Below are 23,765 nucleotides of genomic sequence, written 5' to 3' on the forward strand. Positions count from 1 at the left end.
ACTGTTTTAGGAAGAAATTTAGGAATAAAAGTCAGAATTTATAGACAATTGAAAAATATGGGTATACAATAGCTGTAATATTAGGATTTTAGTTCAGGGAAGCTCCCGTTATTATCCTAAATAAGAAGGTGCTATGAAGACTTAGACCTAGAAAGGGAAGGGGTGCTATGCATGATAATAAAGCAATTTTACGAGTCACAAACATCTGGAATGTACGAATATTGGTATATCCCTTTTTATTTTAATTGAAAAAACATAAAGTGTATAAAGGAGGACTATAGGTGCATAAAAAAGATATTATGAATAGTGAAACGATGATGTATATGCCTGTGTATGATTCCTTTGGAAATTTATGTACGCGGGTAATTGAGAAAAATAATGAATATCTATCGAAATTAGCACCAACGAAGTTAATGGACTATAACCTTCGTTATTTTGGTTCGAGTTTAAGAGGGGCATTTGATGGCTCGAAAATGATTTTAGGAAAGCTTAATAAAAATCCAATTGTAGTGGATGAACGATGTAATATTTTATGGTTTCCAAGTAAGTCTCCTCTACAACCTGAATGTATCTGGTTCGCCGTTCATCATATTGATGAATATATCGCTGTGGATAAAAAGAGAGCAAAAATAACTTTTACGAATGGCAAAGAACTGGTAGTGGATGTCAGTGTTAAAGCGTTAGAATATCGTATTCAGAGAGCCTATTTATTAAAATATAGGTTAGAAAAACGAACAAAGCATTTGCTCGTTCAGTATGACCGTGTAAAGGTTTTTCAGCGTCTCGCTCTTAATATGCTAGAGGACGAGACACAGGATCATTGATTACTCCGAGAAAACAACTGCTAGATAGTATGTTTTCCTTTGTAAAAACGTTATAATGAAAAGATACGGAGCTTTGTGAGTGCAATGTTAGCTCCATTACTAACGTTCGGAGGATTTAACAATGATTGAATTAGCAGATGTACGCAATGTGTTAGACACTACAGCCAAAAAACTGGCGGACTTCAGGGGGTCTCTTTGACTTAGAAAACAAAGAGGCACGCATTCAGGAGCTAGATGAAATGATGCTAGAGCCTGGCTTTTGGGATGATCAGCAAGGGGCACAGGTGACCATCAATGAAGGCAATGGCTTAAAAGCAATCGTCAATGAATATAAAGATTTAGTGGAAACCCATGAAAATTTAGATATGACACTGGAGCTTTTACAGGAAGAGCCAGATGAAGAGTTACAGGAAGAACTAGGCAAAGAGCTAGCAGAATTCCAGCAAAAAATGGGGGATTTTGAGCTGCAATTGCTGTTAAGTGGTCCATATGATCAAAACAATGCCATTTTAGAGCTACACCCTGGTGCCGGTGGAACGGAATCTCAGGACTGGGGTTCTATGCTGTTACGTATGTATACAAGATGGGCGGAGAAACGTGGATTTAAAGTGGAGACTGTGGACTATCTTCCTGGTGATGAAGCAGGGATTAAATCGGTAACATTGTCGATTAAAGGTCACAATGCTTTCGGTTATTTACAGGCTGAAAAAGGCGTGCATCGTCTAGTGCGTATCTCACCATTCGATTCGTCAGGCCGTCGTCATACATCATTTGTTTCTTGTGATGTTATGCCAGAGTTCGACGAAAATATTGAAATCGACATTCGCACAGAGGATTTAAAAATTGATACGTATCGTGCTACAGGTGCGGGTGGTCAGCATATTAATACGACAGATTCAGCAGTTCGTATTACACATATTCCGACTGGTACTGTTGTACAGTGTCAAGCAGAGCGTTCACAGATTAAAAACCGTGAAAAAGCGATGACGATGCTAAAAGGGAAATTATATCAATTAGAGTTAGATAAGCAGCAAGCGCAACTAGATGAAATACGTGGTGAGCAAAAGGAAATCGGCTGGGGCTCACAAATTCGTTCGTATGTATTCCACCCATACTCTATGGTGAAGGATCACCGTACGAATGAAGAAACAGGTAATGTTGGTGCAGTGATGGACGGCGATTTAGATCCGTTTATTAATGCCTATTTACGCTCGAAAATTGGCTAATACACAAATCCCCCAAGAGGTGTCCTTGGGGGATTTTCTAGTTAAAAGGGAGGGTGATATGGCGCATCTTGGCTAAGCTGCTTGCGCTCGTTCATGTAATATTTATAGAGCATCGATGCATTCAAAAACTGTTTACTAATCGAGGCATATTGAATAGGTAGTTCAATTGTTTTACCATTTTTTAATGTGACAACACATCCCGTCTGACTTGGTGTAATATTGATAATCGCGTGAAGTCCAATCCATATATTATGAATGGAGTTCGGGGAGTAGGTTGGTAGAAAAATACAGGGATAGCCGTAGTCAAAGGCCACGACGATTGGTAGCTTGTGTTGATTGCCGAAGAAACGTTTAGCCGATAGTTTTGCAGCTTCATAGGTTGAACCTAATGAGATACAAGATTTTCGAAGCACATGCATCGGTTTACGCGTGACGATCAGTTCATTGTGCTTATCGATAACATGAGTGAAAACCTTGGAGTTGTGCTGAATAGGTTGAAGCAAGTAAGTGTTGAATGAAATTAAGTAGCTATTGACAAAATTGCTAGTCATATAGAGAGAGCCTCCTTTTTCTGTTGATAATGGTAGTGTAGAACAAAAGGGGAGTTTCAAAAAATAGACAAAGTAGCTGAAAACCCTTCAGAAAAGAATGAAATGCTTAGAGAATTCACTGCAAATGTCACGAGATTAATAGCTAATCCAAGTTATTTTCGATTCGTAAGCATTGCAATTTAATTTCAATTTTCATATAATTTAGAAAAGGATCGAGGTGAGATCGTTGGATAAATATTATTCGTACACAGATTTTCTAAAAGCCGTGGGTCAGTCGAAAAAAGTTGATGAGGCAGAGAAATTATTAAACGAGATTTATTTAGATTTATTTTTAAATCGTATCCAGCGTATGCATCGTCAAGAGCAGCTCATGGTTCTGATAGACAGAGTACTCGATGAAAAAGATGAAAACGCATTTTACCAATACGCAGCCGAACTACATTCCTTGCAGCAAACAGAGGATGAATCATACTAAACGAACCCGCTCTCCATGTCTAGTGGAGAGCGGGATTTTTTTGATTGAAGGAGGGCTGCTCGTTCAAAAAGTGAGAGTCTTCGCTTATAAAAGAGGGAGAGTTGCTCAGAAAGTAAGAACTCCTGCTCAGGAGTAAATCCGCTCTCAAAGCAAGAGCCCTGGCTCATAAAAGAATGCAACCCACGCCAAAAATCTGTTACCCCACTCACAAAAGCAGAAGCCCTCTACTGAAAATATTATGACTTCTACTCAAGAATCGAAATCTATTGAATAGATTAAGCTTGAAAACGTGTTGAAGCGGCTATTATGAGAGTAATAAGTATTCTTCGCTTCACGGTTATTCATTTAAATTTTAGGGATAAAAAATTTTTTACAAACATTCGTTCGTTAAATGTTCGAAATTTTAATATTGCTATGCTAAAATATATGTACAAATTGGAAGGAAAGGACGGGGACATGTGTGCAAACATTTGATTTACAAGCGCCATATCAGCCTAACGGGGATCAGCCACAGGCAATTGCGGAATTAGTGGAGGGTGTGAAAGCGGGCAAGCGTCATCAAACATTACTTGGTGCTACGGGAACAGGTAAAACGTTTACCATTTCTAATGTCATCCAGCAAATTAAAAAACCAACACTCATTATGGCACATAATAAAACACTAGCTGGCCAGTTATATAGTGAGTTTAAAGAGTTCTTCCCGAATAACGCTGTTGAATATTTTGTCAGCTACTATGATTACTACCAACCAGAAGCCTATGTACCGCAGACAGATACCTATATAGAAAAAGATTCCAGCATTAACGATGAAATTGATAAGCTGCGTCACTCTGCTACTTCTGCATTATTTGAGCGTGATGATGTCATCATTATTGCATCTGTGTCCTGTATTTATGGTTTAGGTTCTCCTGAAGAATATCGAGAAATGGTTGTATCAATTCGCACAGGTATGGAAATTGAACGTAATCAGCTACTGCGCAAACTTGTAGATGTTCAATACGAGCGTAATGATGTCAGTTTTACTCGGGGAACATTTCGGGTACGTGGAGATGTAGTGGAAATTTTCCCAGCCTCACGTGACGAGCATTGTATTCGAGTGGAGTTTTTCGGTGATGAAATCGATCGTATTCGAGAGGTGGATGCCTTAACTGGAGAAATTTTATCGGATCGAGAGCATGTTGCTATATTCCCGGCATCCCACTTCGTTACACGAGAAGAGAAAATGCGAAAAGCGATTGAAAACATTGAAAAAGAATTAGAGGAACGTCTTGCGTTGCTACGTGCAGAGGATAAATTACTGGAGGCACAGCGCCTAGAGCAACGGACACGTTATGATTTAGAAATGATGCGTGAAATGGGCTTTTGCTCAGGGATTGAAAACTATTCACGCCATTTAACATTGCGTGGAGCAGGTGCCACTCCATATACATTGCTAGATTACTTCCCAGATGACTTTTTGCTTGTAGTAGATGAAAGTCACGTAACACTTCCTCAGGTTCGTGGTATGTACAATGGTGACCAAGCTCGTAAAGGTGTACTCGTAGAACATGGTTTCCGTTTGCCATCAGCACTTGATAACCGTCCACTACGTTTTGAAGAATACGAAAGCCGAGTGCATCAGGCCATTTATGTATCAGCCACACCAGGCCCTTATGAGCTGGAGCATACGCCGGAAATGGTTGAGCAAATTATTCGACCTACTGGATTATTGGATCCGTTAATTGAAGTGCGACCTATTGAAGGGCAAATCGATAATTTAATTGATGAAATTCAAGATCGAATTGCTCAAAATGAACGGGTTTTAGTGACAACATTAACGAAGAAAATGTCAGAAGATTTAACGGCCTACTTGAAAGAAATGGGCTTAAAGGTCGAGTACCTACATTCCGAAATTAAAACGCTAGAACGTATTGAGATTATTCGTGAGCTACGTAAAGGAACGTACGATGTACTCATCGGTATTAATCTCTTGCGTGAAGGGCTTGATATTCCTGAGGTGTCACTTGTAGCGATTCTTGATGCTGATAAAGAAGGATTTTTACGTTCAGAACGTTCATTAATTCAAACGATTGGTCGTGCTGCACGTAATGCAAATGGTCATGTCATTATGTATGCGGACCATGTAACAGATTCGATGAAAAAGGCAATTGATGAAACACAACGTCGTCGTGCATTGCAAATGGCTTACAACGAGGAGCATGGCATAACGCCTCAAACCATTATCAAGAAAATCCCAGATGTAATTCGTGCGACACAAGTGGCAGAAGAAGAAGAATCCTATGTGACAAAGGCTACGAAAGGCAAAAAGCTGACAAAGGAGGAAAGAGAACAGCTTTTGGCTTCCTTAGAGGTCGAAATGAAGGAAGCAGCAAAAGCGCTTGATTTTGAACGTGCGGCTGAGTTGCGAGATACAATATTTGAATTGAAGGTAGAAGGGTGAATGACTTGTGAAAAATACTGAAATTGTCGTGCAAGGTGCACGTGCTCATAATTTAAAAAATATCAATGTCACAATTCCACGTGACCAATTAGTCGTATTAACAGGTTTATCAGGCTCAGGAAAATCTTCTCTAGCATTTGACACAATTTATGCGGAGGGCCAACGTCGTTATGTTGAGTCCCTTTCTGCCTATGCCCGTCAATTTTTAGGACAAATGGATAAGCCAGATGTCGATGCAATAGAAGGATTATCGCCTGCTATTTCCATTGACCAAAAAACAACGAGTCGTAATCCACGTTCTACGGTTGGTACGGTAACGGAAATCTATGATTACTTACGATTACTTTATGCACGCATTGGTAAACCGATCTGTCCAAATCATGGCATAGAAATCACTTCCCAAACGATTGAGCAGATGGTAGACCGTTTATTATCATATCCAGAAAGAACAAAAATGCAGCTTCTTGCGCCGATGGTTTCTGGACGCAAGGGAACCCATGTTAAACTGCTAGAGGATTTAAAAAAGCAAGGGTTTGTTCGTGTGCGAATTGATGGGGAATTACGGGATTTAGATGATGCGATTGATCTTGATAAAAATAAAAAGCACTCGATTGAAGTAGTAGTGGACCGTGTTGTTATGAAGGAAGGTATTGCCTCACGTTTGAGTGACTCCTTAGAAACAGCTTTACGTTTGGCTGATGGTCGTGTACTTGTTGATGTGATGGAGTATGAAGAATTATTATTTAGTGAACATCATGCTTGCCCGATATGTGGTTTTTCTATAGGCGAGCTAGAGCCTCGTATGTTTTCATTTAATAGCCCGTTTGGTGCTTGCACAAGCTGCGATGGCTTAGGCTCAACACAGGAAGTGGATTTAGATTTAGTCGTTCCAGATTGGGATCGTTCCTTGTTAGAGCATGCTATTGCTCCATGGGAACCGACTAGTTCACAGTACTATCCACAATTATTAAAAGCGGTGTGTGATCACTACGATATCCCAATGGACGTGCCTGTGAAGGATTTACCAAAGGAAAAGATGGATAAGGTTTTATATGGCTCAGGAAAAGACAAAATTCACTTCCATTATGAAAATGAGTTTGGCAATGTGCGAGACCAAATGATTGAATTTGAAGGTGTTGTGCGCAATGTGGAACGCCGTTTTAAAGAAACAACATCCGATTATGTTCGTGAGCAAATGGAAAAATATATGGCACAGCAGCCATGTCCGTCCTGTAAAGGTTATCGTTTAAAGCCTGAGACGTTAGCTGTGAAAGTAGCAGATAAGCATATTGGTGAAGTCACACAATATTCGATTCAGGAAGCGGACACATTTTTCAAAGAGTTGGATTTAACTGAAAAGGATATGCAAATTGCTCGACTGGTTTTACGAGAAATTGAAGAACGATTGGGCTTCCTTGTCAACGTAGGTTTAGATTATTTGACATTGAGTCGTGCAGCAGGGACATTATCAGGCGGAGAGGCGCAACGTATTCGGCTCGCTACACAAATCGGCTCACGTTTAACAGGAGTTCTCTATATTTTAGATGAGCCTTCTATTGGTTTGCATCAACGTGATAATGATCGTTTAATTAACACGCTGCAAAATATGCGTGATATCGGCAATACGTTAATTGTGGTAGAGCATGATGAAGATACGATGTTGGCAGCCGATTATCTTATTGATGTGGGACCTGGAGCAGGTGTTCATGGCGGTCAAATTGTGGCAGCAGGCACACCACAGGAAGTTATGAAGAATGAAAACTCTCTAACAGGGCAATATTTAAGTGGTAAAAAATTCATTCCATTACCAGTGGAAAGACGTCAACCAAATGGTCGTAAGCTGTCCATTAAAGGCGCTAAGGAAAATAATTTACGTAACGTCAAAGTGGATGTGCCACTGGGTTTATTTGTAGCGGTGACAGGTGTGTCAGGCTCTGGGAAATCGACACTGATAAATGAAATTTTATATAAATCATTGGCACAGAAGCTGAATCGTTCAAAGGTTAAGCCTGGAGAACATAAAGAAGTGACGGGCCTAGATGAGCTTGAAAAAGTAATCGATATTGACCAATCACCAATTGGTCGTACGCCTCGTTCAAACCCAGCAACGTATACAGGTGTCTTTGATGATATTCGTGATGTTTTTGCGGCAACAAATGAAGCAAAGGTACGAGGCTATAAAAAAGGTCGCTTTAGCTTTAATGTTAAAGGTGGACGCTGTGAAGCATGTCGAGGAGATGGCATTATTAAAATCGAAATGCACTTCCTTCCAGATGTTTATGTTCCATGTGAGGTATGTCATGGCAAACGTTATAATCGTGAAACACTTGAAGTGAAGTATAAAGATAAGAGTATTGCAGATATTCTTGATATGACGATTGAAAATGCAGTAGTGTTTTTCGAAAATATTCCTAAAATCCAGCGTAAACTACAAACAATTGTCGATGTGGGCTTGGGCTATATGAAATTGGGACAACCAGCTACCACTTTATCGGGTGGTGAGGCACAGCGCGTAAAGCTAGCCTCTGAGTTACACCGACGATCTACAGGGAAATCCTTCTATATTTTGGATGAGCCAACGACAGGTTTACATGCCGATGATATTGCTCGATTGCTAGTCGTGTTGCAGCGGCTTGTTGAAAATGGGGACTCTGTATTAGTCATTGAGCATAATTTAGACGTTATTAAAACCGCTGATTATATCATCGACTTAGGGCCAGAAGGTGGAGATAAAGGTGGCACTATCGTTGCAACAGGTACACCAGAAGAGGTAGTAAAAGTCGCTGGCTCTTACACAGGGAAATACTTAAAACCTATCCTGGAACGTGATCGTCTGCGAATGGATGCATTGCTAGTAGAAGCGTCTCAATCTTAACAGACCCAATTTATTCAATTTTGCAGTGAAACTTTTCATATGATGAATCGTATAAATAGTATAACGAACTGAGGGAGGCTATTTATTTATGCAAAATGAACGTCAACGAATTTTAGAACTTGTAGAAAAAGGAACGATTTCGGCACAAGAGGCGATTACATTACTAGAAGCATTAGAGCAACCTGGCAAGTCTACTCAAAATGTTATGGATGATGTGTCAAAAGAGGCGCAATCCTTTTCAACTGAAAAAGAAGAGTCACTATTTGAAGAAAAATCAAAAGATGGTGACAAGAAAAAAGATGATTTTATGAAATATTTCCAAGATGAAATGCAAGATTTTCGTAAGGATTTAACGCAAATCGGTTCTCTTTTTATGGATATGATGAATACCGCTGTTAAAAAGGTAAAGGAATTTGATGTAGCATCTCCATTTGGAGATAAAATTGAATTTACACATACAGAAGAAGTGGCAGCTGCTAACGTAGACAATGTTATTGTTGAATTGCCAAATGGTAATTTCTCATTGGAAGCCAGTGAAGGAGATACGATTCAGGTAGTTTGTAAGGTGAAAGCACCGCTGATGAATGAGAGCGAGGAAGAAACACGCAATCACTTTTTAGAGCAATTTGTTGTAAAAGAGGATGAGCGTTCACTTCGCATTTTAAGCCAATTAAAGCTTGTTCAAGTCAATGTAAAGGTGCAAGTACCTAAGGATAAACTTGAAAAATTATCTGTTCGTCTCATGAATGGTAGTGCGTCACTACAGGATATAGAATTTGAAGAATTAAAAGTTAAAACATTGAACGGAGCTATTAAAGGCACTAAGTTTAATTTTGGAAAAGCGGAAGTGGACTCTTCTAATGGTTCCATTGAATTAACGAATGTTCGTGGTAAGGATTTAGAGGCCGAAACATTGAATGGACGTGTCTATTTAGATGGTGCTTTGGATGAGGTAGAGGCGAAGTCTGTCAATGGACATGTAGTGGTAACAACTTGTTCCACAAATTCATCTAAAATAAAAGCTCAAACAGTTGCTGGAGCGGTGGAAATATATGTCCCACGTACCATTTCATTAAGTGGTAAAGTTGTGACGAATTTCGGGAAAGTAGATGTAGGCATTCAGGATGTTTCTAAAATGGAGTCACAGGACCAATTCCTATCCAAAGTAGTACGCTTTGATAAAGAAGTTGAAAGTGCAAATCGCTTATTTATCGAAGGCGAATCGAAAACTGGCGCCGTTTTAGTGCGCTACACAACAACGGACGAACAACAAATGTAACATGGGAAGCATTCAGGCGAAAGCTTGAATGCTTCTTGCGATTTCAAACAGTATTCGACTTGGTTTATCGTCGATTGCTGTTTTTATTTTTGTCATTTTTTTAATGATAATGGCAATGAAAGAACGAAATAGAAGGAACTGGCACGTATTGAAATGAAACTGTAATAAAAAAACAGAAATAGAGTGCTATAATAGTAAAAGAAATACCTCTTACATAGATGAGAGTTTTAGGTGGTTTAATCATGATAGAAATGAAAAATGTGACAAAGAAGTACCCAAACGGTGTAGTTGCGACAAATGGTATTTCCGTTAATATAAAGCAAGGCGAATTTGTGTATGTAGTTGGTCCAAGTGGAGCAGGTAAATCTACATTTATTAAATTGATGTATCGTGAAGAAAAGGCAACATCAGGGCAAATTATAGTCAATGGTATTGATTTAGCAACATTAAAAAATAAGAAGGTCCCTTTTTTGCGCCGTCAACTTGGCGTAGTTTTCCAGGATTTCAAATTACTACCTCGTTTGAATGTTTATGAGAATGTAGCATTTGCACTTGAAGTAATTGAGGAAAATCCAGATGAAATCCGACGTCGTGTGATGGAAGTATTAGAACTGGTGGGATTAAAGCATAAAGCAAGAATGTTCCCGAATGAGCTTTCAGGTGGGGAACAGCAACGAGTGTCGATTGCACGCTCAATCGTCAATGTTCCTAAAGTGGTGATTGCAGATGAACCAACAGGGAACCTCGATCCTGAAACATCGTGGGAAATCATGAATTTATTTGAGGAAATTAATGCTCGAGGGACAACCATTGTGATGGCGACCCATAACCGTGAAATTGTCAATACGATTCGTCGTCGTGTTATCGCAATTGAAGGCGGTTTAATTGTCCGTGATGAACACGGAGGTGAATACGGCTATGAAATTTAATACAGTAAAGCGCCACTTCCGGGAAAGTGTGAAATCACTTGGCCGAAATAGCTGGATGACCATTGCGTCTGTCAGTGCCGTAACAGTTACGCTTATACTAGTAGGCGTTTTTGCGCTTATTATGATGAATTTAAATAAAGTAGCGACTGATTTAGAAAACGATGTTGAGATTAAAGTTTTAATTGATGAGACAGCAGATGAAGCTGCAGAAAAAGCACTCGTCGAAAAAGTCAAAAAATTGCCTGGTGTGTCAGAGATGACCTATTCCACTAAGGAAGATGAGTTAACTAAGTTAGTAAAAGATTTTGGTGATGATTTTAAGCTATTTGAACAAAGCAACCCTTTACGTAATGTAATCTATGTAAAAGCTGCTGATCCCCAGCAAACAGCTAAAATTGCAAAAGCGATAGATAAATATGAGTATACGTATGACGTTATGTATGGCGAAGGAAAAGTTGAAAAACTATTTAACTTCTTAAATATTAGTCGTAATGTAGGCATCGTACTTATTTTAGGGTTATTATTCACGGCGATTTTCTTAATTTCGAATACAATTCGTATTACTATTATTGCTCGTAGAGATGAAATTGAAATTATGAAACTTGTAGGGGCTACGAATTCATTCGTACGTATCCCATTCCTATTGGAAGGTATGTGGCTCGGAATTTTAGGTTCGATTATTCCGATTGCGGTTGTCACAACCCTTTACCACAATGTATATAAAATTATTGCACCACGTTTACAAGGTGAGCTAATTCAATTACTTGATTTTTCTCCACTTGTGTATCAGGTGAGCGGTCTCCTGTTACTCATTGGCGTGCTTATCGGTGTTTGGGGAAGCTTTATGTCAGTGCGTAAGTTTTTAAAAATTTAGTCACAACGGATATTTGTGAAGAAGAAAAAGAATAGTCGAAGGGGAGTTCAATCGGTGAAAAGTAAGGCGAAAAAAACATTGAAAACACTTGCAGCAGCATCTGCTCTATTTCTTTTTATCCAAACTCCATCAGCATATGCAACAAGTTTATCGGATTTAAAAGAAGAAAAGAAACAAATCGAAACAAAGAAATATGATTTAAATTCATCCATTAGTAATAAGTCAAATGCCATCACGGCTAATCAAGAAAAGCAACAAAAAATCTTAGATCAAATTCAAGCATTGAACGCTGAAATCGACAAAACCAATAGTAATATTAAAAATGTTCAAGCAGATATTCATACAACAAATGAAGAAATAAAAAAATTAGAAGCTTCCATTAAAGAACTTCTGCATAAAATTGAAGAGCGAGATTTATTATTACAAGAACGTGCACGTGCGATTCAAGCTGGTGGCTCGGTAAGCTATTTAGATGTTTTGCTTGGATCTAATAGCTTTGTAGACTTCATTGATCGCTTCTCTGCAGTTAATGCACTATTAGAAGCGGATCGTCAAATTATTCAAGATCAAAAAGATGATAAACAACAGTTAGAAGAGCAAAAGCAAAGTGTAGAAGAAAAACGTCAAAAATTGGAAGGCAAGAAAGCTGAGCTTGAACAATTAAAGGCATCTTTAGATAGCCAAAAAGCTGAGAAAAATAAACTAGTTGACCAATTAGAAAAAGAGCAAGAAAAGCTCAAATCTGAAAAAGTATTACTTGAAAAAGAGTACTCAGAAGCATTAGAAGTAAGCCAAGAATTACAAGATCAAATCATTGCTGAGCAAAAACGTTTAGCTGAAATTGCTCGCCAACAAGAAGCAAAACGTAAAGCAGCTGCTGCGGCGGCAGCGGCTGCAGCAGCCAACAATGGTGGTGGTTCATCAGGTGGTACTGTGAACGCGCCTCAATCAAATGGTACTTGGATTAAACCAACAAACGGCCGTCTAACATCACCTTATGGCTGGCGTAATATTGGAGCAGGCCCTGAATTCCATTACGGTGTGGACCTTGCAAATGCAACAGGAACACCGATTTGGGCAGCGGCGGATGGTGTAGTTTCTTATGCAGCACCACTTAGTTCTTATGGTAATGTTGTCATTTTAACGCACTCAGTTGATGGACAAATTTATACAACAGTATATGCCCATTTAAGTGCATTTAATGTTAGTGTAGGACAAGAAGTAACACAAGGTCAGCAAATTGCAGCAATGGGTAGTACAGGTCGCTCTACTGGCCCTCACTTACACTTTGAAGTGCATATTGGTCCTTGGCGAGGACAAGCTGTGGGCAGTGTAAACCCACTAAAATATATTCCATTGTAAAATAGAACAGCTATACATTAGAGAATTCTAGTGTATAGCTTTTTTTATTTCATCTATATCTTTAGAAGATAAGAACTCCCTCCTCTATGAGTAACGGCTATTATAAGATTTTATTTAATGTTATGATGAATATATACATAGTGGGGTATTTTTAACAGATGTTAATTTCTGAAGATTTTCTGAACACAGTGTGAAATATTCTTATTTTAAAAGGGTTCTATGCTATGCTGTATCTAACTTTCGGAGGAGGATTTGTTGGAGTGATTAATACAGAGTGGTACTCGATTCGAGCACTAACTTTACCAGCTACTGCAGTGGCTTTACTCATTACATTTTTTATAGTGTGGCTCATATTACGCGTGCAATTTTCAAAAAAATGGTCTGAAGTATATGCTGATGCGATTTTTACATTTCTCATTGTTTGGAAACTAAGCCTACTTGTGACTGATTTCAAAGCTGTTGTGAATAATCCAATGTCATTACTTTATTTCAATGGCGGTACAATAGGTGTTTATCTCGGCGTCATCGTAGTGTCCTTACAAATATGGAGAAAGCGGCACAATCTTCAGTTTGAAAAACAAGATATTATCCCTTGTAGCTGGGCTATTATTTTAACGCAATCTATTTACCAAATGATTGTCGTGCTACTCAATGACAACACTACATCGAGTGAAATCATTACATTAGTTGTGCTAAGTGTATTAACCATCATCATATTATGGAAACTAGCAGCGATGAAACAAGCTTTATTATTGTATACAGTTGGCTATTTGATCGTAGCTCTCTTCCAAACCCTTGGTATATGGCAAACAACTGTGGGTGTGAGTGTAGTACTACTTTGTTTGGGATTAGCCATTCAATATGAACGAATCAATGTGGGAGGTAAAGAATGAAAAAAAATATTGGGCTACTGATCGTTGTGCTATTAGTGATTGCGATGATTGGTACATATGTGAGACAACAAATTAACGAAGAACGTGCTATTGAAAAGTCTGCTCTTGGTAAGGATATGGAGGAGCTAGAAACGGGCTTAAAAAAAGGGGATATACCGCCTGATTTCACCTTAACAAGCTTAGACGGAGAAGATATCACATTAAGTGATTTGCGTGGAAAAAAGGTTGTACTAAATTTCTGGGCGACATGGTGCCCACCTTGTAAGGCGGAAATGCCGCATATGCAAAGCTTCTACGATGAGTATGCTAAAGAGAAAAACGTTGAAATTATAGCTGTCAATTTAACAAGTGCAGAACGGGATGTGACTGCCGATGCCAAAGTAGACACAGTGATGACATTTAGAGATAGCTTTGAGCTAACATTCCCCATTTTATTGGACCCAGACAATGACGCTGGCTTAGATTATCAAATCATCACCATTCCAACCACTTATTTTATTGATTCCAACGGCTATATCCAACGCGCCATCAGAGGACCAATGGATGTAGATATGTTAAATGATTATGTAGATGCACTAGATTAATTCATAAAAAATCTGTTCGTTTTCTATAGTAGAAACGAGCAGATTTTTTATTTTTATAAGAATTAAGGAAATACTCGCGGAGTCAGAGGAAATACTCGCGGAGTCAGAGGAAATACTCGCGGAGTCAGAGGAAATACTCGCGGAGTCAGAGGAAATACTCGCGGAGCCAGAGGGAATACTCGCGAAGGCAGGGAAAATACTCTCGAAGCAACAACCAACACCCATGAGAAAAGTGAAATATTCTCTCTTCATAAATTTGAAAGGTAATCTTGTATGTTTGAAAAAATAGAGTCATACAGTAAAAGAGACGGAGGAGGGAAGAATTGCGCAAATTAACGGCCGGTGTCGGAGTCCTGCTTAGTAGTTTGGTGGTAGGTAGTGGTATTTACTTTGATTGGTTTTCTAGTGACGATAAAAAGGAGCTTGTTACGGAGGTTGATACAATTGGTGAAGCCATGACACTTATTGAAGAAAAATCAGTCTACAGCACAAAAAAGGATGCATTAGTGGAGGGGGCTCTTCGCGGTATGGCTGATGCCATTAAGGATCCATATAGTACGTATTACTCCCAGGAAGAGGCCGAGCAACATCGGCAAATGCTGGCTGAGGAAAGGGTAGGTATTGGGATTGAACTAGCAGAAAATAAAGGGAAGTTTATTGTTGTGTCTCCAGTTCGTTCTTCACCTGCTGAGAAAGCTGGTATGCGTTCACTCGATGAAATTGTACAAGTTGATGGAGTGCGTGTAGATGGGAAAACGATGAGTGAATTAATGCATTTAATTCAAGGTGAAAAAGGGTCGAAGGTAACTATTGTTGTCTACCGTCCGAGTGAGGATAAACATATTAAGATGACAATGGAACGTGCTGCAATCTCTAATAAAACGGTATCGAGTGAGGTTATAAAAGTAGAAGACACAACCATTGGCTATGTGGCTATCTCATTGTTTGGGGAAAAAACGGCCAATGAATGGGTTGCTGAAACGAGTAAATTGCTTCGTAAAGATGTTGAAGGTATTGTGATTGATGTACGTGATAATCCAGGTGGTTATTTACATAGCGTCGCAGCGCTACTGAGCACGGTATTGGACAATGGCAAGGTATTTGCATATATGCAAAATGCGGAAGGTGCTATGGAACCATTGAAAACGCAAACGAAAGGCTTTGATGAAAAATATGTAGCAACGATGAACAAAATCCCAATCGTTGTCTTACAAAATCAAGGTAGTGCTTCAGCGAGTGAAGTATTGAGTGGTGCTTTAAAAGGCTGGGGACGTGCTTCACTGATTGGTGTCAAGAGTTTTGGGAAAGGGACTGTGCAGGAATCTTGGGAGCTATCAAATGGTGGAGAGCTGAAATTATCAACTAATAAATGGCTGACACCAAAACGCGAATGGATTCATGGGCAAGGCATTGAAGCAAGTTTAGTAATTGAGCAAAATGAATTATTTGCTTTTCAACTACATCCACTAACAGGTAAATTTAAAGTCGGTGATATGAGTGAGGAGATCGCCTATTCACAAACTGCCTTACAGAAACTAGGCTATCAAATAGATCGTTTAGATGGCTATATGGATGAAACGACTGCAGAGGCCGTCAACCTTTATCGCAAACAGAAAAAATTAAAATTAGCAGAAGATGAATTTTATATGGATACAACTTTCTTCAATAGCTTAAATGAGACATTAAAAAATTATAAAGCAGATCGTCAAAATGACCAGCAATTCCAGATGGCCACTAGCTTTTTACTGCACACTATTGAACAATAAACCTACCTGACAGAACAAAAATAACATAATACAAAGCTTTCGATGAGTTTGTACTACGCAAGAGTGTAGTCGTTTGATACAATAAATTCATAGTATTCAAGATAGAAATGGCGGGTGTTCGTATGGTTAGTGAGATTTTAATAGAAATTGTAACAGCGATTGGCCGCTTTTTACTCAACCCATTACTGTATATAGTCATAATATTTGCTATTTTTTTAGGATATCGTCGTGTAAAACAGGAGCGTAAATATTTTAATAGACGTATTATTTGGGGCTGGACAGAGTTAATCGGACAATGGAAAGATGGATGGCTTTATGCACTGCTCATTTCTCTTATCAGTATTGTCGCAGGGCTTACTGTACCAAAAGAATTTTTAATCATTTTAATAGTAATTTCTATAGTAGCGCTAGTCCTGTACCTTATTAATGCACTATCGCCCATTGTGACAATGGGTATTGCAACACTTGTGATATGGGCCATGTCCTATTACAATTGGACATTTACTTGGTGGATATTTTCCTTGGAGGGGAGCAATTTAGAGGATGGCGCAATTGTTACGATTACCATTTTGGCAGGCCTTTGTGTTATCGCAGAGGGGCTATTAATCCGTCGTGCTGCTATGAAGGTATCAACGCCTTCCATAGAGAAAACAAAGCGGGGTATGCAGGCTATTGTCTATCGCACAAAAAATGTATGGGTATTACCTATTTTCTTTGTTATGCCTGGTGATGCTATATCGGCTGTATTGCCATATTGGCCACTGTTTACGATAGGTGATAGTAGCTTTGCACTTGTTTTATTCCCTCTTATCATTGGCTTTGCTAAGCTATCAAGAAAGGAATTACCAGTCATAAAATTACCTAAAATAGGGCGATCTGTCTTATTGCTTGGAGAGCTTATTTTAATAGGTGGCTTAGCTGCTTATTTTGAGCCGATGATCGGTTTCATCGTACTTGGTGTTGGGGCAATTATACGTATCATCATCTCTATCTACTTTGCACAGCAGGATAAAACAGATCATTATGCCGTTGCACCAAGTACAAAGGGTGCCATTATCGCAGCTGTTCTTCCTGATTCGCCAGCAGAAAAAATGGGCTTGCTTGCAGGGGAATGTATTCGTAAAGTAAATGGAAAATCTATTTTTACAGAGAATGAGCTATACGAGGCATTGCAATTAAATGCAGCACACTGTCGTCTAGAAGTGTTGGACCGCAACAATGAAATTCGTTTAACACAGCATGTGATTTACAGCAATGATCATTACCGTATTGGTTTATTACTAGCTGAGCCGAGGGAAATATAATGGATGTTTTTGGAAAAATGATATTAGCGCTATTTATACCAGCGATCCTTGTCTTATTGTTTACAAGAATTACCTATAATCGCTATGTTGCGCTGTTATTAGCGATTGCACTTATCGCAGCTTCTGTTTATGCAGGCTATACATCTTCGCCTATTATTTATGTGATGGATGCATTTTCATTAACCGTAGGCTTTTGGTTAGCTAGTAAAATGAAGAAATAAAAAGGTCAGTCCTCTCAAAGGGGATTGACCTTTTTACATGAAAAATCGAACAGCTGCCATAATGATTACGCCTGCAATGACAGTAATCGATAAACTTTTTGTGATAAGTGCAATAATAAGAGTTGGCACAAATGTAACAAAGACGGGCCAATCAAGAGTCACTACTTTCCCACTTTCAGTATCGAATAAGTTTTCAATTACAAGAGCACTTAAGATACAAACAGGTATAAAGCTGAGCCACTTGAGTGCAACATCAGGGAGTGTTACACTACGTACAAAAATAAATGGAATGACACGCGGCAGCCATGTAACAAGTGCACAGCCAATAATAAGCCAGACCATATAAGAAGTTGTTGTCATTTATCTGTCACCACCCCAATTGTTGCGACAATGACTGTTGCTAGAAGCACAGCTACATGTGAAGGCACTAGATAAGAAAGGCCATACATAATAACTGTCATATAGCCGATTAACTTGATATAATGCATGATTTTGCTTTTGCCAACACTGCTCAATTGCAGTACTAACAATGCAACAAACATGGCAATTAAAGCAAAATCTAGGCCCCATTTTTCGGGATTTGCTACCCATTGTCCTAAAAAGGCACCTGCAACACAGGAGAGAATCCAAAAAATGTAGGCTGTGATGTTAAGCCCATCCATCCATTTGCCGTATAATTTGCCTGTTTGCATTTGCTTTGTTACTGCGACACCAAAGGTTTCATCCGTTAATAATGTACCGAAACCAACATTTCTAAGCATAGAGTAGCGCGTAAAATGAGGTGCTAATGTTAAACTCATTAATAAATGGCGTAGATTAACTACAAAAATGGTTACAATGATAGCAGAGGCAGGGCTGCTTGTTAAAAGAAGTGCACAAAAAATAAATTGTGCAGATCCTGCATAAATAAGTATCGTTAACAGGGCAATTTCAAGGACAGATAATCCAGAAGCGGAACCTACAACACCGAATGCAAGTCCTATACTAATATAACCGAGTAAAGTAGGTACGCAATCTTTGACGCCCTGTAGAAAGCTGTCGTTGGAAGGGCTTATGGAATCATCATGATGAAGCTCTGTTGTACTTGTCATAAATAGGCCATCCTTTCTTAATCATTTCCATGTATACTATTGATGGAATTGTTTGATAGTTCTTGATGTTTATTAAAGTATACATATGTCTGATAAAATAAACAATAGAAATTGGTGATTAAAATGGAACAAATGAGTCGAAATTTAGCATTTCAATTAAAGAAAATTAGACAGCAGCGTCATCTAAGTCTAGATGACGTAGCTAAAGCGACAGGTGTTAGTAAAGCACAGCTTGCACAAATTGAAAAGGGTGAGGCTAATCCGACTGTTTCAACAATTTGGAAAATCGCAGCTGGTATGCGCATATCATTCTCTTCATTATTACAGCCACCAACCGCTCATTACATGCGTTATAGCAGTAAGGATGTGCCGCATGTGGATGAAGATGAGGGACGTTATCGTGTCTACTCCATTATTCCGTATAATCCTGAGCGAGGCTGGGAATTTTATAAGGTTGAAATGGAGCCAGGCGCAATTAGTAAGAGTGAAGCTCATACAGAAGGGGTAGAGGAAACTGTAATGGTCATCAAAGGACAAGCAGTTATTTCTGCTGGGGATATGCATGAATTACTGGATGAAGGGGATACACTAGTATTCTCAGGGCATCAACCCCATGAATATCGCAATACTTCGGAAGGGCTAACAATTTTTCATTTAATTTTACAGTATAAATAGAGGTGTCGATGTTGAGTGAATGGTTTACTGTAGAAAATATTGAACAGGTTGCGGCACAATATCGAACATTTGGCCCAATCATTGGTTTACTGCTACCATTTTTAGAAGCGTTTTTACCTTTTCTGCCATTAGTCGTATTTGTTGTAGCGAATGCAAGTGCATTTGGCTTATGGTTAGGGTTCTTATTATCATGGTTAGGCTCTGTAGCGGGCTCCTATGCTGTCTTCTTGCTTGTTCGCCATTTTGGCAAGCATCCAAGATTACGATTTTTAACAGGCAGTAAAAAAGTTCAGAAACTTATTAAATGGGTGGATATGAATGGCATCAGCCCTCTTTTTGTCCTCCTCTGTTTCCCTTTTACACCATCTGTTATTGTCAATATTGTAGCAGGGTTATCCCATATTCATAAAAAGTTTTACTTAGTCGTTTTATTGGCTGGGAAGTTCGTGATGATTTTAGGCATGAGTGTGTTGGGCTATGACTTAAAATCGTTATTGACAAGCCCCGTCAGATTGGTCATTGCTGCTGTAGCCATCGTAATTTTATGGTGGGTCGGTAAGCTGATAGAGAAGCGCTTGAACGCTCGTGTGGAAAGAGATTTGAAGCAAGCGCGAAAATTGACGAAAAATCAGGATCATCATGCTCGCTAACCAATTGTTTGTAGCCTCTTTAATTTTTAAAGAGGCTGTTTTTTTGTGTCATTATCTTCTCACATGAAGGTTGATAGATAGTATTTACTAGTTTTTTTCGATAGAATTTAAGATAGACGATTAAAGTTAGGTACGTTAACTAACTAGCAAAGGAAATGCTCAAAAAGCGTATCAAATAATCAAATCATCAAAAGATTCACCCAAAATGGGCAAGTCAATGAGGAGGGGGAAAGAATATGTCATTGCGTATTGTTTCAGGACGTTCAGGAACAGGAAAATCCGCATTTATTCATCAGGAGATCATTGAACAGCTTAAAACGGAGCCATTGGGACATCCGATTTTCATAATTGTCCCCGACCAGATGTCTTATTCTACAGAATATGAGTTGACGAATAAGCATGGTTTACAAGGCTTGATCCGTGCACAAGTGATGACGTTTAAGCGTTTAGCGTGGCTGGTTTTACAGGAAACTGGCGGGATTGCTCGCAAAGAAGTGAATGGCTATGGCTATCGAATGCTCATTCGTAAACTTTTAGAGGAACAAAAAAGTGAGTTTTCCTTATTTCGACAAGCAGCAGGAAAACGTGGCTTTACGGAGGAGATTGAAACACTTTTAAAAGAATTTAGCCGCTATAGCGTCAATAGCTCAGTCTTAGCAGAGGTAACGGAATCATTAAAGGCAATTGATGCTCCAAATACCTTACAGGCTAAAGCAAATGATTTACATGTAGTGTTACAGGCCTTAGAGGAACGACTAGGCACGACATATGTCGACAGTGAGGGCTATTATCCAATTTTAACAGAGCAATTGAAGTATGCTGATACGATGAAGCAAGCAACCATTTATATTGATGGATTTACCGCCTTCACTGTACGGGAGTTAGAATTAGTACGTGAGTTGTTAAAAGTAACTAAACAAGTAACAATTGTTCTTCCGTTTGATCATTCAGATGAAGCGTTTGATGAACAGGCACTATTCCATGAGGCGGCTTTAACAAATCAACGGTTGCATGACATCGCAAATGAAGAGGGCATCGATGTTGATGCACCATTACATTTTTACAATACTAAAAGGTTCCATTCTGAAGATTTGCAGCATGTGGAGGCTAAATTTACTGATTTGGTGCCTAAAACGAAAAAATCTTCTGGAGATGTGATGGTACTTGAAGCGTCTAATCGTCGAGCCGAAGTACATGCGATTGCCCGGGAAATAACAAAGCTGACAAGAGAAGACGGTTATCGTTATCAGGATATAGTTCTTTTATATAGACAAGCAGAGCTATATGATCCACTTATTACAAGTATTTTCCAACAATATGAAATTCCTATTTTTACAAATACAAAAAAGACGATGTTACATCATCCACTAATCGAGCTAAGTCGTTCTGCACTAGAGGTCATGACGTCTACTTGGAAGTACGAACCTGTTTTCCGTAGTGTGAAAACAGATTTATATTTCCCATTACATGCTGAGCTAACCATCTGGCGTGAGCGAGCAGATCGATTAGAAAACTATTGCTTGGCACAAGGCATCTATGGAGAACGGTGGTTTGAGGAGGCACGTTGGTTTTATAAAAAGTATCGTGGATTAGAATTCCATTCGCGTGTTCAAACAGATGAGGAACGTGCTATGCAGGCGGAAATCGAGGCTATTCGAGATGAAATTCGTCTACCGTTAAAGAATTTACAAGATAAGCTTGATAGTGCGAAAACGGGTAGAGATATTGCGACTGCATTATTTGAGCTAGTGGAGTCATTACAGGTTTATGATAAGCTTCAAGCAATGAAAGATCGTGAGCTAGAGCGAGGTGACGCATTAGCAGCGAGTGAACATGAGCAAGCTTGGAACGAATGGATTGGTGTTCTTGACCAATTCGTCTATATGTTTGGGGAGCAAGAAATGACTTTGGAGGAAGCAGCTAAAATTCTTGATGAAGGGTTTGATACGCTAGAATTTTCTCGCATTCCGCCGACCTTAGATGAGGTCATGGTCGCTACTGTTGATTTAGCCAGATTGTCTAATATCAAAGTTACTTTTGTAGTGGGTATGAATGATGGTGTTTATCCAACTCGAATGGAATATGAGGGTTTATTGTCAGATACAGAGCGAGAATGGTTTAGCCAAATTGGCTACGAGCTTGCACCAACCTCCACCAATCGTTTATTACAGGAAAATTACTTATTCTACCGTGCTATTACAACACCATCTGACAAGTTGTATATGACATATCCTACGGCAGATGAAGAGGGCAAGGCACTGCTATCCTCTCTTTATATTAAGAAAATGATTGGCAATGATAAAACAGCTGGTCTATTAAGTGAAGTTGTCATTGAGCGAGTGGTGATGGATCCCATTGAATTACTTAACGGAGATGTTTTACCCTATTTACGCCACCCTCGTACGGCTTTAGCGCATCTGATGGTGCAGTTACGTCAAGCTGAGCATAGCCGTGAACTAGCACCAGAATGGCTAGCATTACAAAAATTTTATAAACAAGATCCGTATTGGGCACTCATTTTTGAGCGTGTCCTCTATCCGATTACCCATAAAAATGAAGCTGAGCCACTTGAAACATATATTACACAGGAATTATATGGTCAGAAGTTAACATCAAGTGTGTCACGAATCGAGAAATACTTTAGATGTCCATTTTCTCATTTCACTACGTATGGTCTACGTTTAGAAGAACGTGCTGAATACCGACTTGAAACCTTTGCGATGGGTGATTTATTCCACGAGGCATTAAAGTGGATTACAGAAGAAACACATCGCCAGCAGTTATCATGGATTCGTTTAACAACACAGCAAATTAAACAATTAGCACGACAAGCAGTAGAGCAAATTGTGCCTGTCTTTTCACATCAAATTTTATTGTCGAGTGCTCGTTATCGCTATATTCAGCGTAAGCTTATTCGCATTGTTGAGCGCACAATGACTGCACTGACACAGCATGCTAATGTATCCCACTTCAAGCCTATTGCTATTGAGGCGTCGTTTGGTCCAGGGCAGCATGAACAGCTACCACCGCTTGAAATTGATTTGACTAGCGGCAAGAAAATGTTTATGCGAGGACGTATTGATAGAGTGGATAGTGCAACAATCGATGATCGTTCTTATTTGCGGGTTGTCGACTATAAATCATCAGCTCGAGATCTGGACTTAAATGAGGTTTATTATGGATTGTCCTTACAAGTCCTTACGTATTTAGATGTAGCAATGGAAAATAGCTCTTATTGGCTACCTGGTCAAACTGAACCAGCTGGAGTACTGTATGTCCATGTCCATAATCCAATGTTAAAGCTAGATAAGGATTTAACAGATAGTGAAATAGAGGAAGATCGATTAAAGCAATATAAAATGAAGGGCCTACTGTCAGAAAATGCTGAGGCGATTTTATCGATGGACGAGCAATTAGAAGAAAGTAGTGGGTACTCAAAAATTATTCCTGTATATATGAAAAAGGATGGGACACCGTCTGAATCACAATCACGCATTGTTCCTGTCAATGATATGAAAAAGTTACAACATTTCGTTCGACGTAAACATCAGGAAGCAGGGAATGGCATTTTATCTGGTGATACAGCCATTAGCCCCTATAAATTAAAAGCCAAAACAGCATGTGATTACTGTCAATTCGCCGCGGTTTGTCAATTTGATCCTTCAGATGGTAAACAAAGCTATCGTCAGTTGGCGCAAGCGAAGCCGAATGACATTGTTGATAAAATTCGGAAGGAGATGGAGTAG

20 protein-coding genes are annotated in these 23,765 nt (G+C 39.1%); 17 read left to right on the forward strand and 3 right to left on the reverse strand.

The features are described 5' to 3' along the window. Window positions 1–281 precede the first annotated feature (281 nt). Together NST76_RS03210 and prfB are read left to right on the forward strand one after the other, a co-directional pair. Complete coding sequence (locus tag NST76_RS03210; protein WP_036120994.1) at window positions 282–824, forward strand: competence protein ComK; 543 nt, start codon at window positions 282–284, stop codon at window positions 822–824. A 124-nt stretch (window positions 825–948) separates the two neighbouring features. Continuing rightward, a protein-coding gene (gene prfB, locus NST76_RS03215; protein WP_101966489.1) for a peptide chain release factor 2 occupies window positions 949–2,050 on the forward strand; the annotation gives its coding sequence in 2 pieces (ribosomal slippage) (window positions 949–1,020 and window positions 1,022–2,050; 1,101 coding nt in all). A 41-nt stretch (window positions 2,051–2,091) separates the two neighbouring features. On the opposite strand, the gene NST76_RS03220 is transcribed toward prfB, so the two are convergent. Further along, window positions 2,092–2,601: a competence protein ComK gene (locus tag NST76_RS03220; protein ID WP_036120991.1), complete on the reverse strand. Its 510-nt coding sequence runs from the start codon at window positions 2,599–2,601 to the stop codon at window positions 2,092–2,094. A 226-nt stretch (window positions 2,602–2,827) separates the two neighbouring features. Between NST76_RS03220 and NST76_RS03225 the strand changes: the two genes are divergently transcribed. The 12 genes from NST76_RS03225 (at window position 2,828) to NST76_RS03280 (ending at window position 17,603) form a co-directional block, all read left to right on the forward strand. Then, window positions 2,828–3,076 carry an IDEAL domain-containing protein gene (locus tag NST76_RS03225; protein WP_036120988.1) on the forward strand — a complete coding sequence of 83 codons (249 nt, stop codon included), beginning with the start codon at window positions 2,828–2,830 and terminating at the stop codon, window positions 3,074–3,076. A 460-nt stretch (window positions 3,077–3,536) separates the two neighbouring features. Then, window positions 3,537–5,516 (forward strand): excinuclease ABC subunit UvrB, encoded by a 1,980-nt coding sequence (gene uvrB / locus NST76_RS03230; RefSeq protein ID WP_342544620.1) that lies wholly within the window; start codon window positions 3,537–3,539, stop codon window positions 5,514–5,516. Between the two features lie 7 nt (window positions 5,517–5,523). Beyond that, entirely contained in the window at window positions 5,524–8,391 is a 2,868-nt protein-coding gene (gene uvrA / locus NST76_RS03235) for an excinuclease ABC subunit UvrA (RefSeq protein ID WP_101966437.1), read from the forward strand. Window positions 8,392–8,479: 88 nt separating this feature from the next. Beyond that, complete coding sequence (locus tag NST76_RS03240) at window positions 8,480–9,670, forward strand: DUF4097 family beta strand repeat-containing protein (protein WP_036120976.1); 1,191 nt, start codon at window positions 8,480–8,482, stop codon at window positions 9,668–9,670. Between the two features lie 242 nt (window positions 9,671–9,912). After that, a complete protein-coding gene (ftsE, locus tag NST76_RS03245; protein ID WP_036120973.1) occupies window positions 9,913–10,599 on the forward strand; it encodes a cell division ATP-binding protein FtsE in 687 nt (228 codons plus the stop codon). Continuing rightward, window positions 10,589–11,473, forward strand: coding sequence for a permease-like cell division protein FtsX (gene ftsX / locus NST76_RS03250; RefSeq protein WP_036120971.1), 885 nt, complete (start codon window positions 10,589–10,591; stop codon window positions 11,471–11,473). Before ftsE ends, ftsX begins: the two co-directional genes overlap by 11 nt. A gap of 54 nt (window positions 11,474–11,527) precedes the next feature. Further along, a complete protein-coding gene (locus NST76_RS03255; RefSeq protein ID WP_249646027.1) occupies window positions 11,528–12,835 on the forward strand; it encodes a M23 family metallopeptidase in 1,308 nt (435 codons plus the stop codon). Between the two features lie 260 nt (window positions 12,836–13,095). Beyond that, a complete protein-coding gene (locus NST76_RS03260; RefSeq protein ID WP_036128484.1) occupies window positions 13,096–13,728 on the forward strand; it encodes a hypothetical protein in 633 nt (210 codons plus the stop codon). After that, the gene (locus NST76_RS03265) at window positions 13,725–14,312 is read left to right on the forward strand and encodes a redoxin domain-containing protein (RefSeq protein ID WP_036128486.1); all 588 of its coding nucleotides are present in this window, start codon (window positions 13,725–13,727) and stop codon (window positions 14,310–14,312) included. Before NST76_RS03260 ends, NST76_RS03265 begins: the two co-directional genes overlap by 4 nt. Window positions 14,313–14,635: 323 nt before the next feature. Further along, on the forward strand, window positions 14,636–16,078 hold the full coding sequence (locus NST76_RS03270; protein ID WP_089934825.1) for a S41 family peptidase: 1,443 nt from the start codon (window positions 14,636–14,638) through the stop codon (window positions 16,076–16,078). 122 nt (window positions 16,079–16,200) lie between these two features. Then, window positions 16,201–17,382: a PDZ domain-containing protein gene (locus NST76_RS03275; protein WP_036120958.1), complete on the forward strand. Its 1,182-nt coding sequence runs from the start codon at window positions 16,201–16,203 to the stop codon at window positions 17,380–17,382. Next, window positions 17,382–17,603: a DUF2198 family protein gene (locus NST76_RS03280; RefSeq protein WP_036120955.1), complete on the forward strand. Its 222-nt coding sequence runs from the start codon at window positions 17,382–17,384 to the stop codon at window positions 17,601–17,603. The genes NST76_RS03275 and NST76_RS03280 overlap by 1 nt, the downstream gene beginning before the upstream one ends. A 33-nt stretch (window positions 17,604–17,636) precedes the next feature. Here NST76_RS03280 and NST76_RS03285 read toward each other — a convergent pair whose 3' ends face one another. Beyond that, a complete protein-coding gene (locus NST76_RS03285; RefSeq protein WP_036120943.1) occupies window positions 17,637–17,963 on the reverse strand; it encodes an AzlD domain-containing protein in 327 nt (108 codons plus the stop codon). Continuing rightward, window positions 17,960–18,694: an AzlC family ABC transporter permease gene (locus tag NST76_RS03290; RefSeq protein ID WP_051891627.1), complete on the reverse strand. Its 735-nt coding sequence runs from the start codon at window positions 18,692–18,694 to the stop codon at window positions 17,960–17,962. Before NST76_RS03290 ends, NST76_RS03285 begins: the two co-directional genes overlap by 4 nt. Window positions 18,695–18,817: 123 nt before the next feature. Here NST76_RS03290 and NST76_RS03295 point away from each other — a divergent pair, with 123 nt between their 5' ends. The 3 genes from NST76_RS03295 to addB all read left to right on the forward strand — a co-directional run bounded on the left by NST76_RS03295 (window position 18,818) and on the right by addB (window position 23,765). Beyond that, on the forward strand, window positions 18,818–19,369 hold the full coding sequence (locus NST76_RS03295; protein ID WP_036120940.1) for an XRE family transcriptional regulator: 552 nt from the start codon (window positions 18,818–18,820) through the stop codon (window positions 19,367–19,369). 11 nt (window positions 19,370–19,380) lie between these two features. Next, entirely contained in the window at window positions 19,381–20,019 is a 639-nt protein-coding gene (locus tag NST76_RS03300; protein ID WP_170829911.1) for a TVP38/TMEM64 family protein, read from the forward strand. 236 nt (window positions 20,020–20,255) lie between these two features. Then, complete coding sequence (gene addB, locus NST76_RS03305; protein ID WP_342544624.1) at window positions 20,256–23,765, forward strand: helicase-exonuclease AddAB subunit AddB; 3,510 nt, start codon at window positions 20,256–20,258, stop codon at window positions 23,763–23,765.

The sequence above is a fragment of the Lysinibacillus sp. FSL W7-1291 genome (assembly GCF_038593415.1).
In the GTDB taxonomy this organism is placed as follows: Bacteria; Bacillota; Bacilli; order Bacillales_A; family Planococcaceae; genus Lysinibacillus; species Lysinibacillus fusiformis_D.